Source organism: Pedobacter sp. 01N310 (assembly GCF_056399805.1).
The window spans coordinates 238,815-256,580 of sequence record NZ_JBFTSB010000006.1; the positions used below are offsets into that span (position 1 = coordinate 238,815).

Consider the following 17,766-nt stretch of genomic DNA (forward strand, 5'->3'; position numbering starts at 1 on the left):
TTAAATATCCTTATTAACCCGTTTTATTGTGTGATTTATTTGCTGATTTTTTTAACAATGGTTTCTACAATACGTGGGTAATGCTGGTGTTCGAGCTGCTGACCTTTAAACTTTACCATTTCCAGATTGTCGTTTTTGTCTATTCTGTACCTTGCCTGATAAATATATTCTCCTTCGTCATAGTTTTCATTAACATAATGAATGGTTATTCCGCCTTCAGTTTCGCCGGCGGCCATAACGGCATTGTGTACATGGTCTCCGTACATGCCTTTACCGCCAAACTTTGGAAGGATTGCCGGATGGATATTTACAATTCTGCCGGGGTAAGCATGGATCAGGTTTTTAGGGATCAGCCAGAGAAAACCCGCAAGCACAACAAAATCGATTTCAAGATTTTTGAGAAGATCTATCACTTCATCGGTTTTGTAGAACTCGTTTTTGTCGAAAATATGAGTGGGGATTTCGAAATTATCAGCTCTCTGCAATACATAGGCATCTGCATTGTTGGTTAACACCAAAGATATTTCTATTTCATTACTCCGTTTAAAATGCTCCATCAGTTTTTGGGCATTGGAGCCAGAACCTGATGCAAAGATGGCTATTCGTTTTTTCACTCAAAAATCGTTTTGCCCAAAAATAGTATTTTTAAGCCTGTTTTCTTAATCGAAAGGAAATTTTATTGAATTAAGTTAAAGTATTTATAATGAATAATTTTAACGTATTTTTGCAGTTCGGAAATGGGGTTCAATTTTAATGAAAAAAAAGTTGAAAGTGTTTTGTAATTTAAAAACATTAATCCTATATTTGCAACCCGAATTATAGGAAACGAATAAGAAAAATAAAAGGCTAAATAGAAATGGCAAATCATAAATCTTCATTAAAAAGAATTAGAGCAAACGCAACAAAACGTTTACGTAACAGATATCAGGCAAAAACTACACGTACCTTTATTAAAAGATTACGTGCTGCAGAAGATAAAAAATCTGCATCTGATTTATTGCCAAAAGTAATCTCTATGTTAGATCGTTTAGCTAAAAAGAATATTATCCACAAAAACAAAGCGGCTAATAACAAATCAAAATTAACGAAATTCGTTAACGGTTTAAAATAAGCCAATTTTTTTACGATATTAGTAAAGGCATCCTAACCAAAAGTTAGGATGCCTTTTTTTGTCTAAAAAAAATGGAAAATTACGAACAGAAACTAGGTATAAAGTTATGGGCCGAAGAAGATCGCCCGCGTGAAAAACTTTTATTACATGGCCGAAGACATTTAACAGATGCCGAACTGATTGCTATTTTAATTGGCTCAGGAAGTAAAAACGAAACCGCTGTAGATTTAAGTAAAAGGATTTTATCGTTTTACGACAACAATTTAACAAAACTGGGAAAAGCTTCTATTCTGGAGCTTTCCAGGTTTAGAGGTATTGGAGAAGCCAAAGCATTAACTATAATTGCCGCTCTGGAGCTTGGTTTGCGGCGGAAGGAAACTGCGGAGGAGGCCATTACCCATGTTACTACTTCTAACGATGTTTATAAATATTTACATCAAACTTTCGCTAATCTCAATCACGAAGAGTTCTGGATATTACTCCTAAACAGGTCTAACCGGGTAATAGGTAAATTTTTGATTAGTAAAGGGGGGCAGGCGGGTACGGTAGCCGATCCGAAAATTATTTTTAAAACAGCTTTAGAAAACAATGCCGCAAATATTGTATTGGCACATAACCATCCTTCCGGAAGTTTAAAACCCAGTGAGAGCGACGATAAATTGACCAGGAATATGGTTGCTTCAGGAAATTTGCTTAGCCTGTATGTGGTCGATCACCTGATTTTTGCCAATAACCGTTACTATAGTTATCGGGATGAAGATTTAATTTAAAAGATATTTGGTTGTTAAAATACAATTAACGTTAAATTAGTATAATAGCGGCTTAAATTAAATATTACTGGCTAGCCAGCATTAATTAAATTGTGTAATTATATTTATGAATACTTTAAAAATCATCCCTGTTTTTCTTTTGTTAACCGTTATGGCATTTGCGCAAAAAACGGCAGTCCCAATTAATATTATTACTTACAATATCCGTTTAAATGTAGCGTCTGATGGTGTTAATGCCTGGCCTAACCGGAAAGATAATGTTAAAGCCCTGGTGAAATTTCATGATGCTGATATTCTTTGTGTACAGGAAGCCTTACCTGAACAGTTTGATGCGCTTTTGGAGAATTCCAATTTCGATGTAGTGGGTGTTGGTCGTGAAGATGGTAAAAGAAAGGGAGAATTTTCTGCTGTTTATTTTGATAAAAACAGGTTCACTAAAAAGGATGGCGGAACTTTTTGGTTGTCAGAAACACCAGATGTTCCATCAAAAGGTTGGGATGCCGCACTTAACCGGGTATGCAGCTGGGTTAAATTGTACGATAAACAGAATAAAAAAGAGTTTATCGTTTTTAACACACATTACGATCATATCGGTGTTCGGGCAAGGATCGAATCAGCTAAATTGCTTAAACGTAAAATTCAGCAGATTGCACCAACGCTACCGGTTGTTTTTACCGGCGACTTAAACGTAACGCCAGAGACAGAAGCCATTGCTACTATAAAATCTTTTCTTATCGATGCGAAAGATGTTTCTGTAGAGCCCCCATATGGCCCGACAGGTACTTTTAATGCTTTTGATTTTAACAGTGACCTGAAAAACAGGATCGACTACATTTTTGTAAACAAAGGATTTAAGGTGCAGAAATTCGCTGTATTAACTGATAGTAAGGATAAAAGGTATTATTCTGACCATTTACCTGTTTTTTGCAGACTTTGGTTTTAATAAATGCTGTTAAAATCTCTGTTTCCCTTTCAATTCGAGCTTTTTGGTAACCCATATCATTATCATTATATTTTCGAAACACTGGCATTTATAATTGGTGTTAGGTTATATTATTTCTATAAAAAAGGAATTAAAGACCCGATATCTGACGAAAACAGGCTGTGGATTATGCTGGGCGCTATGCTTGGAGCATTAATTGGCTCGCGTGTAATTGCTGTGCTCGAAACGCCTGAAGTACTTCACCACCTTAGTTTTTCAGTTCTTTATCAAAGTAAAACCATTGTTGGCGGTTTGCTTGGAGGTTTGTTCGGTGTTGAATTGATAAAAAAGATAATAGGTGTGAATACCGCCTCCGGAGATGTCTACGTTATCCCGATTTTGGTTGCCCTTATTATTGGCCGTATCGGTTGTTTTTCCATGGGGATCGACGAGCCAACCTACGGCATCCCAACCCATTTTTTTACGGGTATGGATTTGGGCGATGGCATATTGCGGCATCCCATTATGCTCTACGAAATGGTTTACCTCATACTTTTGATTTTTTTGTTCAATGGCTTGAAAAATATGGCATTGATCAATGGAGACCGTTTTAAATTGTTTATGGTATTGTATTTTCTGTTCCGTTTTTGGGTAGAATTTATAAAACCTTACCATTCATTATTTTTAAATTTAAGCAGCATTCATTGGTCTGCATTGTTTATTTTTATTTATTATTATAAATTCATCATCAGAATTTCGAAACAGATTTTACATAAACAGTAAACATTATGGCCAATACCAGAGATTATATATACTACGATTATACCAAAAGTCTTTGCCCCGAATGTTTACAGCTTTGCGATGCGAAAATTGTTTTTCAGGATGCTAAGGTATTTATGCTGAAGAATTGCAGAACGCATGGCGATAGCAAAGTAATGATTGCTGATGATGTAGAATATTACAAACAGATCAGGAATTACAATAAACAATCGGAAATGCCACTTAAGTTTAATACTAAAGTGCACTACGGTTGCCCTTACGATTGCGGTTTGTGTACCGATCATGAACAACATTCGTGTTTAACCGTAATAGAGGTTACTGATCGTTGCAACCTGGCCTGTCCAACATGTTATGCCATGTCATCGCCAAGTTATGGCAGGCACCGTACACTGGAAGAAATAGAGCGTATGATGGATGTTGTTGTGGCAAACGAGGGTGAACCCGATGTGGTTCAACTTTCGGGTGGAGAACCAACCGTACATCCCGATTTTTTTAAGATTTTAGACCTTGCCAAAACAAAACCCATTAAACATTTAATGGTGAATACGAATGGTATCAGGATTGCAAAAGATATTGGCTTTGTAGAAAAATTAGCAAGCTATATGCCCGATTTCGAAATTTACCTGCAGTTTGATAGTTTCAGCGCCGAAGTATTAACCAAGCTAAGGGGAGAAGACCTTACAGAAGTAAGAAGAAAAGCCATCGATCACCTCAACCAGTTTAATGTATCTACTACTTTGGTGGTTACTTTGCAAAATGGCCTTAACGATCATGAAATTGGCGATATTTTAGATTATGCACTTAAGCAGAAATGTGTTCGCGGCGTTACTTTCCAGCCTACTCAGGTTGCCGGAAGAAATGATGATTATAACGATCAACAGGGAAGAATCACCCTAACTGAGGTGCGCAGAAAAATTTATGAGCAATACCCTGTTTTTACCCCTCAGGATTTAATCCCTGTACCCTGTAATCCCGATGCGCTGTGTATGGGTTATGCATTAAAAATCGGCGATGAGGTGATCCCGATGACACATCTGATCAATCCGGAAGATTTACTCAACAATTCGAAAAATACCATCGTTTTCGAACACGATGAAAAATTGAAAGAACACATGCTGAATTTGTTTAGTACAGGTGTTTCGGTAGATTGTGCCGAAGATACCTTTGGCGAATTGATGTGTTGCCTTCCAAGGGTAAAATCGGATAGTTTAAGTTACGATAATTTATTTCGGATCATCATCATGAATTTTATGGACCCGCTGGATTTTGATGTACGCGCTGTTAAAAAGTCATGCGTGCACATTGTGAGCGATAAATATAAAATGGTACCCTTCGAAACTATGAATATTTTTTACCGCGACAACAAAATAGATCTGATCAGGGAAAAATTAAATATGAACTAACATGGAAGGTTTATTTGGATTATTCATTGTTTATTGTCTTACTGCAGTTGTACTCTTTGTGGTGGGAATTATTCAGATTATTATCAAATCATCAAGGAACGAGCCTGTAAAATCTGGGTTAAAATTGCTTATTATTTCGGTAATTATGATGGTCATTGGTTTTGGTGCCTGTGCGGTGTTGCTCTTTAACAGTTAAATATCGGCTATGGGACTTTTTATTGTATATTGGGTAGTTGTCGCATTGTTGTTTGTAATTGGCATCATTCAGATCATTGTAAAAGCTGCGAAAAATCAACCCGTTAAACCCGGCCTTAAACTGGTTATTGCATCTATTATAATGTTGGTAATAGGGGCAGGAGCATGCGCAGTAATTCTATCTAATTTAAATATTGGCCATTAGTCATTTTTATTGTGTTCTTGAACCAAGGTTTTAGCGCTCATAAGTCTCAAATCTCATGTCTAGAATCTCAAATCTCGATAATTTAACTTTCTCCTTTGACCTTTAAATAATATGTTTGCGTTTTATAATTCTCGAACTAAGGTTTTGGCGCTCGCATGCCTCAAATCTCATGTCTAGAATCTCAAATCTCAATAATTTAACTTTCTCCTTTGACCTTTAAATAATATCTTTGCGTTTTATAATTCTTGAACCAAGGTTTTAGCGCTCATAAGTCTCAAATCTCATGTCTAGAATCTCAAATCTCAATAAATGAAAATATCATATAACTGGTTAAAACAATTCGTACAGATCGATAAAACACCTCAGGAACTTTCGTTAATTCTTACCAATGTTGGTTTAGAAGTAGAAAGTGTAGAAAAAGTGCAGCCTGTTGTGGGCGGTTTAGAGGGCTTGGTTATCGGCGAAGTATTAACCTGTGTTCRGCATCCCAATGCCGATCGTTTGCGCATTACTACGGTAAACGTTGGGGGTAAAGAAAACCTTCAGATTGTTTGCGGTGCCCCAAATGTAGGTGCTGGCCAAAAAGTGGTAGTAGCTACCGTAGGCACAACTGTATATCCTTTAGAGGGCGAACCATTTAAAATAAAAGAATCAAAAATCAGGGGAGAACTTTCGCAGGGAATGATCTGTGCCGAAGATGAAATCGGTTTAGGTAAATCGCATGATGGGATTATGATCCTTGCCAATGATACCGAAATAGGAATCCGTGCAAAAGACCATTTCAAAATGGATGACGATTTTGTTTTCGAAATCGGATTAACACCAAACCGTGCTGATGCGGCTTCTCATTTAGGTGTGGCGAGAGATTTGGCCGCTTATTTCAGAAGTGAATATGAAATGCCTGATCTTTCAGCTTTTAAAACAGATAACGAAAATCTGGTAATTCCGGTAGAAGTAGAAGATTTAGCCGCTTGTCCGCGTTATAGCAGCCTAACACTTTCTGGTGTTACTGTAAAAGAATCGCCAGAGTGGTTAAAAGATAAATTAAAGGTAATTGGTTTACGTCCCATCAATAATGTGGTTGATATTACCAATTATGTGCTTCATGGTTTAGGACAGCCTTTACATGCTTTCGATGCCGACAAAATTACGGGCGGAAAAGTAATCGTGAAAAAAGTAGCTGAGGGGACACCTTTTGTAACCCTTGATGATGTTGAGCGTAAACTCAGCGCAGATGATTTAATGATCTGCAATACCGAAACACCAATGTGTATTGCAGGTGTTTTCGGTGGAAAATCTTCTGGAGTTGATGCTAATACCAAAAATATTTTCTTGGAAAGTGCTTATTTTAATTCGGTTTCTGTACGTAAAACCTCAAAAAGACATGGCTTAAAAACCGATGCTTCTTTCCGTTACGAGCGTGGTACCGATCCGGAGATTACGGTTACGGCTTTAAAATATGCAGCATTATTAATTAAACAACTGGCTGGCGGGGAAATCTCTTCATCAGTTTCTGATATTTATCCAAGTCATATCAAGCCGTTCGAGTTTGAAGTAAGTTATACCAATATCAATAAATTAATTGGTGCAAACATTCCATCAGCCGAAATTAAACACATTATTACCGCTTTGGGTATTGCTGCAACCAATACCTCTGAAGATACTTTGGCTTTAAGAGTACCATCGTTTAAAGTTGATGTAACCCGCGAATGTGATATTACAGAAGAAGTATTGCGTATTTACGGCTATAACAATATCGAAATCCCTTCAAAGGTAAATGCATCGCTTTCTTACAGCATCAAACCTGAAAAAGAAAATACGCACAACGTAATTGCAGATATGCTTACCTCAAACGGTTATGCAGAAATTATGTGCAACTCGTTAACTAAATCGGCTTATTCGAAAAATTTAGACGAAGCTGTATTTATTTTAAATCCATTAAGCAGCGATTTAAATGTAATGCGCCAGCATTTACTGATGCCGGCATTAGAAAGTGTGGCTTACAACCAGAACCGTAAAAATGCTGATGTTAAGTTTTATGAATTTGGTAAAACCTATCACTTAATTAATGAGCAGTATATAGAGCGCTCAAGGTTATTATTGTTGATCTCGGGTGCTAAACAGAGCGAGCAATGGAACCACAATGCTAAATCGGCTACCTTTTATAACTTAAAATCGGCAGTTGATGCCATTATAAGCCGTTTGGGTATTGCAAGCTATCAAACCGATACCTTAAACGATGAAAACTTTGCTTACGGGATTAAATATTTCCGTGGAGATAAGACCCTGGTAAGTTTTGGTGCAGTTTCAAAAGCCGACCGTAAAGTAGCCGATGTAAGTGCGGAGGTTTTTTATGCCGATTTTGATTGGGCTGCCTTGTTGGATATTGTAAGGAAAAATAAAATCGTTAACAAAGAGGTTTCTAAGTACCCGCAAGTGCGTAGAGATTTATCTTTATTGATCGATCAGGCGGTAACTTTTGATACTTTAAAAGGTATTGCTTTCAAAACTGATAAAAAGCTGATCAAAGAGGTTGGTGTGTTCGATGTGTATGTAGGTGATAAATTACCTGAAGGCAAAAAATCGTATGCCTTGAACTTCATTTTGCAGGATGAGGAACAAACCTTAACCGATAAGCAGATTGAAAACACGATGCAGAAATTAATCGCGAATTTAACGGCACAAGCTGGTGCAGAAATTAGGAAATAAAATATAAATTCGTATTTTTAGAAATAAATTCATGACTTCTGTTGCAGATCAATTAGATAAGGTATTACAAAAAACGGCTCAGGTATTAGAGCTATGTAATGCGCTACAGGAAGAAAATGATTTATTAAAGCTTGAAAATCAATCGTTAAAAGTAGCACTCGATACAGCGAAAGGCAAAAATGTAGAACTTGATGAAAAATTAAGGGTTACAAAATTGGCTAAAAGTATAGAGGGAACAAGCGAAAAATCGCTTGACATTAAACAAAAAATTAACGATTTTGTGCGGGAGATTGATAAAAGTATTGCATTATTAAAAAAATAATGATGCAGAGAAATCAGAAACTAAGCTAAACAAATGGGAGAAATCTCGATTAAAATAACCATTTCCGACCGTATTTATCCACTAAAGGTGAATATGGAAGAGGAAGAAATTGTGAGACGGGCAGCAAAAATGATCAATGAGCGCATAAAAGATTATCAGGATAATTATGCGGTTAGAGATAAGCAGGATCTTCTTTCTATGGCAGTATTACACTATGCAACAGCCGTATTAAGAACAGAAAATAAAGTACAAAATCAGGATACTGCTGTTGCCGATAAAGTTGAAGAATTGGATGTTTTACTCAGTAATTTCTTTTCAAAATAAGGTTCGTTCTTTCGGCGATTCGTCACTCTGAACTTGTTTCAGAGCTTATTTAATGAGATCCTGAAATAAATTTAGGATGACGACGCTAATATTAGCATAAAAACATAGCCGCGGCTAGTTTTTGAGTTTCAAATTTTATAAAACTTAACACTTCAATATCTATAGGGTTAAGAGGGCGTATTTCATCTGCTATGGCACCTGAAAATGGCTTAAACCCTAATTATGCTTAGTTGAGGTTTAAAATGTATGAGACTTTAAAAATTAGTTGCGGTTTTTTTTTACTTAAAAAACAAAATGGAAATAGTTGAAATATTAGGATACGTATTTGCCGTAATAGCGGGTATTGCTATCGGAGTGGTGGTAGGAAGATTCCTACTGCGTAACTTGCTTAAACAGCAGGAAGTTGCAGCACAGAACAAAGTGAAAAAGATTTTAAAAGATGCTGAAAACAATGCAGAGATCTTAAAAAAGAATAAACTTTTAGAAGCAAAAGAAAAGTTTTTGCAAATGAAAGCGGAGCATGAGCAAGAAGTAAATGCCAAAAACAATAACATTAACCAACGCGAAAATACCATGAAGCAGAAAGAGCAATCGGTAAACCAGCGCATGGAAAATTTCAATAAAAAAGAACAAGAACTCGATAAACAAAAAAGCGTTTTAGAAAAGCAAACCGAAATTGCGATTAAAAAGCAAGAAGAAGTTGAAGTGCTTAAAAACCAACACCTAAAACAATTAGAAACCATTGCTGGTCTGTCTGCCGAAGAAGCTAAAGAGCAATTGGTAGAAAATCTGAAACAAGAAGCCCGTACACAGGCAATGATGCAGGTGAAGGATATTGTTGATGAGGCAAAGTTAACGGCGAGCAAAGAAGCTAAAAAAGTAGTAATCCAAACCATTCAGCGTACTGCTACCGAAGCTGCAATTGAAAATTCGGTTTCTATTTTTCATATCGAAAGCGATGAGATTAAAGGTCGTGTTATTGGTAGAGAGGGTAGAAACATCCGTGCTTTAGAAGCTGCTACCGGTATTGAGATTATTGTTGATGATACACCAGAAGCAATTATTTTATCAGGTTTCGATCCGGTAAGAAGAGAAATTGCCCGTTTGGCTTTACACCGTTTGGTAACAGATGGTCGTATCCACCCGGCTCGTATCGAGGAAATTGTAGCGAAAACCAAAAAACAGATCGAAGACGAAATTGTAGAGATTGGTGAGCGTACAGTAATCGATTTAGGTATCCATGGTTTACACCCTGAGTTAATCCGTATGGTTGGCCGTATGCGTTACCGTTCATCTTACGGACAAAACTTGTTACATCACTCTCGTGAGGTAGCTAATTTCTGTGCGACGATGGCTGCCGAATTAGGCTTAAATGCTAAAATGGCTAAACGCGCAGGTTTATTACACGATATAGGTAAAGTGCCTGATGATAACCCTGAATTGCCACACGCAATTTTAGGTATGCAATTGGCCGAGAAATATAAAGAGCACCCTGAAATTTGTAATGCTATTGGTGCCCACCACGATGAAATTGAGATGACTTCAATGATCTCTCCAATCGTACAGGCTTGTGACGCAATCTCTGGTGCGCGTCCGGGTGCACGTCGCGAGGTGGTAGAAAGTTATATCAAACGCCTTAAAGATTTAGAAGAACTGGCTTTATCTTATCCTGGCGTTGAAAAAACGTTTGCAATTCAGGCTGGTAGAGAATTACGTGTGATTGTAGAAAGTGAACGTATTACTGATGCACAGGCAGAACTTTTAGCTGCAGATATTTCAACCCGTATTCAAACCGAAATGACTTATCCAGGGCAGATTAAGGTTACTGTAATTAGAGAAACCCGTTCTGTAGCATTTGCGAAATAATTTTTTAAAGACCTTATAGGTTTTTAAAAACCTATAAGGTCTGAAGGACAAAACAAATTATAAAGCGATGGATATTCCATCGCTTTTTTTTATTTTTACATAATGAGCAAGCAAACCATAACAATCGAACCAAAGCGGGCAGTAGATGTGCTTTTTGATAAGTATGCCGAAAGTCACCAAAATCCAACAAACAAGCTGGTGCACTGGATCTGTGTTCCGTTAATTGTATTCAGCTTACTGGGGTTGATCTGGCAGATTCCTTTTCCACATATCGGTTTTTTAGGTAGCTACAACGGTTTCTTTAACTGGGCGTCTTTTCTATTGGCCTTTAGCTTGTATTATTACTTTACACTTTCACCTGTGTTGTTTTTCTTAATGATCTGGGTGGTGGGTTTAATGAGTTACATCATCGTTAAAATTGAACAGGCGGTAGGCTTAGGTAGTGGAACGGCCTATGCCATTTATGCGGCAATATTTGTAGCCGCCTGGATCGGTCAGTTTATTGGGCATAAAATTGAGGGGAAAAAACCTTCATTCCTTGATGATGTTAAGTTCTTGTTAATAGGTCCGATCTGGTTATTGCACTTCATTTGTAAGAAAGTAGGTATTCGTTACTGATTCGAAAAGTGATTAACATTCAGTTAACCTTAAGGTAAAGTAATATTAATTAATACCTAACTTGCAGTTAACACTGTGGTAATACTTTTGCCCTTATCAAATAAAGGCAAATTGGACTTACTAAACTCTTTTAAAAGAGCGGCACTCACTGTGTTCGCTTTAACGATCAGCATATTATCATATGCGCAGACAGGAAAAATTTCTGGAACAGTTACCGATAAAAAAACCGGCGAAACCTTAATTGGAGTAACGGTTAAAATTAAAGGTACCACTAAAGGTACTTCTACAGGAGCTGATGGTAAATATACTATTGCTGCATTGCAAGATGGTAAATTTATTATCGAAGCATCGTACGTAGGTTATGCTACAAAGGAGGTACCAGCTGTTGAAGTAAATGGTGGAGGTACAACTACCTTAAACCTGGCGCTTGATGAATCAAATTCTCAGAAATTGGCTGATGTACAGGTAAAAGGCCAGGCAAGTAGAGAGACTGAAACGGCACTTTTATCGCTTCAAAAAAATGCAATAGAAATTAAACAGGGCATCGGAATCCAGGAACTATCTAGAAAAGGTGTAAGTGATGTTGAAGAAGGATTGACAAAAATTACAGGTATTACTAAGGTAGACGGCAGGGGTTTATTTGTAAGAGGTTTAGAAGATAGGTATAACAACTTATTAATAAATGGTTTAGCAGTACCTTCTAACAATCCGTTTAAAAAAATTATCCCCTTAGATCTTTTTCCAACGGATATTGTAAGTGTTTTGGAAACTTACAAAACTTTTAACTCAGGCTTATATGGCGATTTTGCCGGTGGAACTTTTAACATTGTAACCGCTAAGGGCGAAAAAGCAGTAACTAAAATTAATATTGGTACCAGCTTTCTTTCTAACAGTAGCTTTAAGAAATTCTTAAGACCTGAAGGTGAAACTTCAATTGGAGATTACTTTGGTTTTCCTAATAATGGACGTGATTTACCTAAGGTTTTCGGCAAGAAACCATCATCTTATACCATGACTGGAAACGAAGCCAATTCGCAATTCGGATCCGGTTTCGATGTTGAAGAGGGAAATGCGCCTTTGAATACAAATATTGGTATACTACATACACGAAAAATCAGATTTGAAAACAACCGCTATTTCCAGTATCTGGTTTCTGTAAATACAGATAATAATTTTCAGATTAGAGAAGGTGTAGATCGTTTCTTTAATACCGCACAAGGTATTTACGACAACAACTTATATACCACTAAATATAGGTTTTCTACCAATTCATCGGTATTAGGTGCAATTAATTATGGTACCAACAGGTTAAACCTTAATTTAAATGCCTTTTATTTAAAAGGAACAGAAACAATGATTCAGGATCAACTGGGTTATACCAATAGCCAGGCTACGGTTACTAACTCATTTATCCGTTTAAACCAGTTGCAAAAAACCGATTTCTTTACCGGTCAGGTATTCGCGAATTATAAAATAACCGAAGACGACAGACATAGCGTAAGGGCAGGAGCTTCTTATTCAAAAACAGGTTATGAGCTTCCTGATAGAAAATCGTTTAAAGGAGTACAGCTAGATGCGAATACCACATCAATTAGTTATACCGGCAACAGTATTTCAAGACAGTATATGGATTTTAACGGCGATTTCTTCGGATCTGGTTTATTGGAATATAACTTGAAGTTTGGAAACGGCGATAAAGAAAAAGCCAATAAATTTACACTAGGTTACAATGGCTCTTTCAATAAAATAGAATCTAATTTCAGGTTTTTAGTTTCGCAAAATCTAGCCTCTAATAGTGCTACTTTTAATACCAATCAGCCTGATGCTACATTGGCTGGTCAGATTGCTAATGGCGGCTTTACTTATAATGAAGGTACAGGTGCAACCTACCTTGCCCGCATGCAAGAAAGTGTTAACGCTGGTTATGCCGATTTATCGTTGGTTATCGGAGATAAAATTAACATCAATGGTGGGGTAAGGGTAGAGCAATCTCAACGGATTACCAGGTTTAGAAATCAGGGTACTTTTGATGACCCTCTTGTGAGAGTAACTAAAAATAATACTGATGTTTTACCAGCCGTAAACTTTAAATATTCGGTTACTGAGAAAACGAACTTAAGGCTATCACTTTCAAAAACCTTAACCAAACCGGTTATTATGGAAGCTTTCCCATTAGAGTTCGTAAATCCGGATGCGACTATCGAAAATGGTAACCCTAATGTGGTAAACAGTAAAAACTACAATGTTGATGTAAAATATGAGTTTTTTCCTTCTAATACAGAAATGTTTGCCATAACAGGTTTTGCCAAATATTTGAAGAATCCTATAGAACGTTTATTTACACAAACCGCAGGAAGTGGTGGTTTAGCCATTACTTATGATAACTCTAAAAAAGCAGTTTTATATGGTGCTGAATTAGAATTTTTATTGCAACTCTCAAGGTTCAGCGAATCCCTTTCTAATTTCTCGGTTGGTTTCAATACCTCATTGATGTATACCCAAACTACTATTGATAAGGTAAAAAATAGTGCTGAAACTGCTGCTATTGGTAATGATAATACCCGCAAGTTGCAGGGCGCGTCACCGTGGTTAATCAATGCTGATATCAAACATGAAAGTAATTTTGGTAAAAACTGGAAAAGCACCATCACTTTAGCCTATAATATTTATGGCGAACGTATTTATGCTGTGGGTACCAATGGCTTAGATAACTACTACGAGAAACCATTTGGAAAACTAGATTTGATCTGGAACAACAAAATTGCGAGCAAGTGGGATTTAAAGTTTGGTGTAGAGAATATCTTAAATCCAACTTATAAAGTTGATTTGGGCGAAAAGAGCTTAGTGAAAATATACGAGAACAGCCTTACTGTTAAAGATTATAAAAGAGGTGTTGGCGTGTCGTTAGGCCTTGGCTACACATTCTAATTTAATATTACGATTCCTTAACCTTCGGTTTACGTAATGTTAAACATGGGTTAATGTATTCAAAACATAGGAAAACTAAATTTACACATCAAAAGGAAAATTAAAAAAGATTAAAAATGAAAAAATTACTTTATGCAATTGCTGTGTCAGCTACAATTTTTACGGGCTGTTCAAAAGACGAAGATGATGAAATCCCTACAAAAGTTCCGGTAGTAGGCGAAATCACAGGCGATATTACAGCTAACAGAACATTGGCTTTTGGTAATTATACGTTAAAAGGTATTGTTAAAATTCAATCGGGTGTTACTTTAACTATCGAGGCAGGTTCTACTTTTACCGCAGATAAAGCTGATGGTGATGATGGTTTAGTAGTATTAAATGGTGGTAAGCTAATTGCCAACGGTACTGCCGATAATCCGATTGTATTAACCGAAAAATCAAAAGTTGGTGGTTCTTGGAATGGTATCATCATGTATGGTGATGCGCCGATTGTAAACTCGGCATCAGGGGTACAAACTTCAAACTCTGAGGATGGTTTGTTATTACCATACGGTGGTACTAATGCTGCCCATAATGGTGGTTCGTTAAAATATGTAAGAGTAGAATATGCTGGTCGTGTAATTACTACCAACTCTAAAGAACAAAATGGTTTCTCATTCTACTCAGTAGGTAGTGGAACAGTATTAGAAAACCTGGTTTCTTACAAAGGAAATGATGATGGTTTCGAATTTTATGGTGGAACTGTAAGTGCTAAAAACTTAATTTCTTATGGTAATGCTGATGATGCTTTCGATTGGCAAGATGGCTGGAGAGGTCAAGACAATACCAACTGGTTTGCTTATCAAACTGGTGTGGCTAACTACGGCATGGAAGTAGAAGCAAAAAGTGTTAACAATGCATTTTGGCCTAAAGTAACCAATATTACTTTAAAAAGAGCTGCTGGTACCACAACTGAAGCACAAAGTGAAATTCAGTTAGATGCTTTACAATTTAAAGCACAGGGTAATGGCGATTACAGCAATATCGTAATTGATGGATATAATAGCCAAACAACTCCAACAGCACTTGTCGGTGGGGCAGTTCAAATCAAAGATTTAGTTACTTATAACGATCAGGTATTAACTGGAAAAATTAAATTAACAAACGTAAAAATAACTAATACCCCTACATTGTTCATCGCAGGTGCAACAACTTTCACAGTAAACGCAGCAAGTTTTGGTACCAACTGGACTACTTCAACTACTGCAACGGGTGCTTCTTTAACAAAAGGAAAATGGGCTACTGTTGATGGTGTAGATTTGTTAGCTAATCTATAATAGCAAACTATTCTTTAATAAGCATAAAAAAGTGGGTGTTCATCATAATGGTGAACACCCGCTTTATTTTATAATCGTATTTATACTGCCTCTTTAACCTCTTCTTTTGCTTTCTTTGCTACAGCAGGTTTAGCAGCTTTTGCCTTCGGAGTCGCAGGAGTAACTTCCTCTTCTTTGATATATGGCGTTATAGAATCATCTTGAGTGGCGAAAGTAACTTTTTTAGTTAATTGCTTTGCAAATTTTTCGATTACTTTATCGGCTTTTTTTGCTTTGCCATACTGGATAACAAGTTCGTTAAATGCAAGGGCTAATTTCGATTCTAATTCTTTGCGTAGTTTTTTGCTTGTCGAATGACTTTTCGACTTGGATTTGTTCTTTTTCATCTAAAACTTATGGGTTTTCCCAAAGATAGAGAATCGGAAAGTTAAATTAATATTATGATTATGTTAACACGTAGCTAACTGCTTAACATATAAAATATTTCTCATAACTTAGGTTAAATCACATAGGTTAGAATTTAATCGAACGAATATGAATTATCCAATATTAATCGGTGTTGCGGTTCTGGTCATTATTTTAATTGCCTACCTGATCAAAAGAAACCAAAAAGACAAAAAGGAATTTGAAGAAGAGGTAATCCAGTCTGAACTTCCGCCTGAGAAAGATGATAAAGAAAACAACTAAAAAGTACTTCCTGGTGCTATATCGCCGCCAAGATCTAGGGTATTCTGGAAACCTTCCAGGTATTGAAGTAAATGTCGTTCAGCATTTGCGTAAGAAGTAAATGTTGATGCGGGCTCATAAGCATCAGAATCGGTTTTGCTTTTGTAAAATGAACTGATTTTGAAAACGAAAACTTTGCCATCGTTAATCGGCGACATAATTCTAGCCTTTATAGCGTGACCGTTCACCTCAACAAAAAACTCCTTTAAAACGGTATAGATAATAGCAGACATAGACAAGGTTTTAGATTTAACTCAATATGAGAAATCTAAATTACCTTAAATAGCTAATGAATCAACCTGTTATTGATAAAATAACGATTTTTTAACATTAATTTAATATGAAGGGCTTATTTCTTAGGCTCATATGCATAAACTACTTCGTATTTACTGTTCTTGAAATTTGATGAAAGTTGTCCGATTTTTAGATTCTGAGCCTGGGGTGTAGGCTCGCAGTACGAATACTTTTTGCCCTTATAAGTAATCGGTTCGCCAACTGGTTTGTCAAACTGAACAGCGATAGTTAAATGTTTAGGGTATAGCAAGGCGATCATCGGCAGGTTATATATTTCCTTTACCAAGTAGAAAAATAGTGCGGCCCGGTCATCGCAATCGCTGTAGGTACTTAATAATGTTTGTTCGGGCGAGAAACGTTTTTCCTTGCCAAAATTTTCACCGTCATCTTCATATAAAAAACCATAACGGGTAAATCTCATCAGGTAATCGACACCTTTTTTCTGATCCATGCCTTTCAGGTTTTCTTTCAAGGTGGGAATAAGAGAGCTGTAGGTTTCCCGGCTCAAAGGGATATTAAAATAACTCTCAAAATCGACTACCGGATAGTTTTTGAAAATGGTTTGTACATCTTCATTAACTTTTAACTTAAAATGATGGATTTTTTGACGATAGCTAAATTCGATATCTTTTTCCTGATAACTTTCTGGTTTAAAATCGGGCATTCGGGTAACCTTATAAGAGAAAGGATTTTTAGCTTCTGGAATTAAAATTTTAACAGGCTTATAAGCATCGGCCTGTTTAAACAGTTTGCCATAATCGTGGTAATTTAAGCACATAAACTTTTTATCGTCAATCATAAAAAACGGAATATCGCTGATATCCTCTTCATTTCTTACATAAAAGATAACCTGATCATTGCCTACAGCTAATCTTGCATCGTAGCCGCATTTACTCAGTAAAAACCATTTGTATAAAGTATAGCTAAAATAATTATCTGCTTTTGGACTAATCTGTTCGGCTGTTTTTCGGATCAGTTGATAATAAATCCAATCGTTTAAATTATATTTTTTCTGGTATTTTTCTAAAGACGAGATAAGAGGTGCGTATTGGCCAGAAGAGATGCGGCTGTAAAAGTTTGAAACGGCTGATGTAGTTGCTGTTTTTGGTATTGGAAAAACGACTGAAGAATCTACACTAAAGTTGAAAGTTCCATCATAAAAATCAAAAGAATAATTCTGTCCCTTCGAGATGATGGCATTCATCATCAGGCAAACGAACAAAATGGTCCTCAAAATATATATGTAACTCCCTCTTTTCAAACCGCTCCATATTTGG

At 36.5% G+C, this 17,766-nt stretch carries 19 protein-coding genes; 15 read left to right on the forward strand and 4 right to left on the reverse strand.

The annotated features are described in order from the left end of the window. Positions 1–35: 35 nt before the first annotated feature. Positions 36–614 (reverse strand): phosphoribosylglycinamide formyltransferase, encoded by a 579-nt coding sequence (purN, locus tag AC1DNH_RS14705; RefSeq protein WP_477583924.1) that lies wholly within the window; start codon positions 612–614, stop codon positions 36–38. Positions 615–856: 242 nt separating this feature from the next. Here purN and rpsT point away from each other — a divergent pair, with 242 nt between their 5' ends. The 14 genes from rpsT (at position 857) to AC1DNH_RS14775 (ending at position 15,469) form a co-directional block, all read left to right on the forward strand. Continuing rightward, positions 857–1,111, forward strand: coding sequence for a 30S ribosomal protein S20 (gene rpsT / locus AC1DNH_RS14710; protein WP_029277289.1), 255 nt, complete (start codon positions 857–859; stop codon positions 1,109–1,111). Positions 1,112–1,182: 71 nt separating this feature from the next. Continuing rightward, positions 1,183–1,881 (forward strand): RadC family protein, encoded by a 699-nt coding sequence (radC, locus tag AC1DNH_RS14715; protein WP_029277287.1) that lies wholly within the window; start codon positions 1,183–1,185, stop codon positions 1,879–1,881. A 106-nt stretch (positions 1,882–1,987) separates the two neighbouring features. Then, the gene (locus tag AC1DNH_RS14720; protein WP_477583926.1) at positions 1,988–2,824 is read left to right on the forward strand and encodes an endonuclease/exonuclease/phosphatase family protein; all 837 of its coding nucleotides are present in this window, start codon (positions 1,988–1,990) and stop codon (positions 2,822–2,824) included. Positions 2,825–2,827: 3 nt separating this feature from the next. After that, positions 2,828–3,586 carry a prolipoprotein diacylglyceryl transferase gene (locus AC1DNH_RS14725; RefSeq protein ID WP_477583928.1) on the forward strand — a complete coding sequence of 253 codons (759 nt, stop codon included), beginning with the start codon at positions 2,828–2,830 and terminating at the stop codon, positions 3,584–3,586. A gap of 5 nt (positions 3,587–3,591) precedes the next feature. Next, the gene (locus AC1DNH_RS14730) at positions 3,592–4,986 is read left to right on the forward strand and encodes a radical SAM protein (RefSeq protein WP_477625471.1); all 1,395 of its coding nucleotides are present in this window, start codon (positions 3,592–3,594) and stop codon (positions 4,984–4,986) included. 1 nt (position 4,987) lies between these two features. Continuing rightward, on the forward strand, positions 4,988–5,182 hold the full coding sequence (locus AC1DNH_RS14735) for a hypothetical protein (protein WP_215129284.1): 195 nt from the start codon (positions 4,988–4,990) through the stop codon (positions 5,180–5,182). Between the two features lie 9 nt (positions 5,183–5,191). Further along, a complete protein-coding gene (locus AC1DNH_RS14740; RefSeq protein WP_477585865.1) occupies positions 5,192–5,386 on the forward strand; it encodes a hypothetical protein in 195 nt (64 codons plus the stop codon). A 309-nt stretch (positions 5,387–5,695) separates the two neighbouring features. Then, positions 5,696–8,095, forward strand: coding sequence for a phenylalanine--tRNA ligase subunit beta (gene pheT, locus AC1DNH_RS14745; protein WP_477625472.1), 2,400 nt, complete (start codon positions 5,696–5,698; stop codon positions 8,093–8,095). Between the two features lie 31 nt (positions 8,096–8,126). Further along, positions 8,127–8,417, forward strand: a complete 291-nt coding sequence (locus tag AC1DNH_RS14750) for a hypothetical protein (RefSeq protein ID WP_029277274.1) — start codon at positions 8,127–8,129, stop codon at positions 8,415–8,417. Between the two features lie 33 nt (positions 8,418–8,450). Beyond that, positions 8,451–8,741: a cell division protein ZapA gene (locus AC1DNH_RS14755; RefSeq protein WP_029277272.1), complete on the forward strand. Its 291-nt coding sequence runs from the start codon at positions 8,451–8,453 to the stop codon at positions 8,739–8,741. 294 nt (positions 8,742–9,035) lie between these two features. Beyond that, the gene (gene rny / locus AC1DNH_RS14760) at positions 9,036–10,607 is read left to right on the forward strand and encodes a ribonuclease Y (protein ID WP_029277270.1); all 1,572 of its coding nucleotides are present in this window, start codon (positions 9,036–9,038) and stop codon (positions 10,605–10,607) included. Positions 10,608–10,709: 102 nt separating this feature from the next. Beyond that, entirely contained in the window at positions 10,710–11,225 is a 516-nt protein-coding gene (locus tag AC1DNH_RS14765) for an Mpo1 family 2-hydroxy fatty acid dioxygenase (RefSeq protein WP_477583001.1), read from the forward strand. Positions 11,226–11,336: 111 nt separating this feature from the next. Continuing rightward, positions 11,337–14,153, forward strand: a complete 2,817-nt coding sequence (locus AC1DNH_RS14770) for a TonB-dependent receptor (protein ID WP_477582999.1) — start codon at positions 11,337–11,339, stop codon at positions 14,151–14,153. A gap of 116 nt (positions 14,154–14,269) precedes the next feature. Continuing rightward, positions 14,270–15,469: a hypothetical protein gene (locus AC1DNH_RS14775; RefSeq protein ID WP_477625473.1), complete on the forward strand. Its 1,200-nt coding sequence runs from the start codon at positions 14,270–14,272 to the stop codon at positions 15,467–15,469. 80 nt (positions 15,470–15,549) lie between these two features. Here the strand turns inward: AC1DNH_RS14775 and AC1DNH_RS14780 are convergent, their stop codons facing one another. After that, positions 15,550–15,855 carry a hypothetical protein gene (locus AC1DNH_RS14780; protein WP_477582993.1) on the reverse strand — a complete coding sequence of 102 codons (306 nt, stop codon included), beginning with the start codon at positions 15,853–15,855 and terminating at the stop codon, positions 15,550–15,552. A 148-nt stretch (positions 15,856–16,003) separates the two neighbouring features. On the opposite strand from AC1DNH_RS14780, the gene AC1DNH_RS14785 reads away from it, so the two are divergent. Beyond that, entirely contained in the window at positions 16,004–16,156 is a 153-nt protein-coding gene (locus tag AC1DNH_RS14785; protein WP_215129302.1) for a hypothetical protein, read from the forward strand. Here AC1DNH_RS14785 and AC1DNH_RS14790 read toward each other — a convergent pair. Then, entirely contained in the window at positions 16,153–16,428 is a 276-nt protein-coding gene (locus AC1DNH_RS14790) for a hypothetical protein (RefSeq protein ID WP_116250017.1), read from the reverse strand. The two genes, AC1DNH_RS14785 and AC1DNH_RS14790, sit on opposite strands and share 4 nt — an antisense overlap. A gap of 116 nt (positions 16,429–16,544) precedes the next feature. After that, on the reverse strand, positions 16,545–17,750 hold the full coding sequence (locus tag AC1DNH_RS14795) for a hypothetical protein (protein ID WP_477586039.1): 1,206 nt from the start codon (positions 17,748–17,750) through the stop codon (positions 16,545–16,547). Between the last annotated feature and the right edge of the window lie 16 nt (positions 17,751–17,766).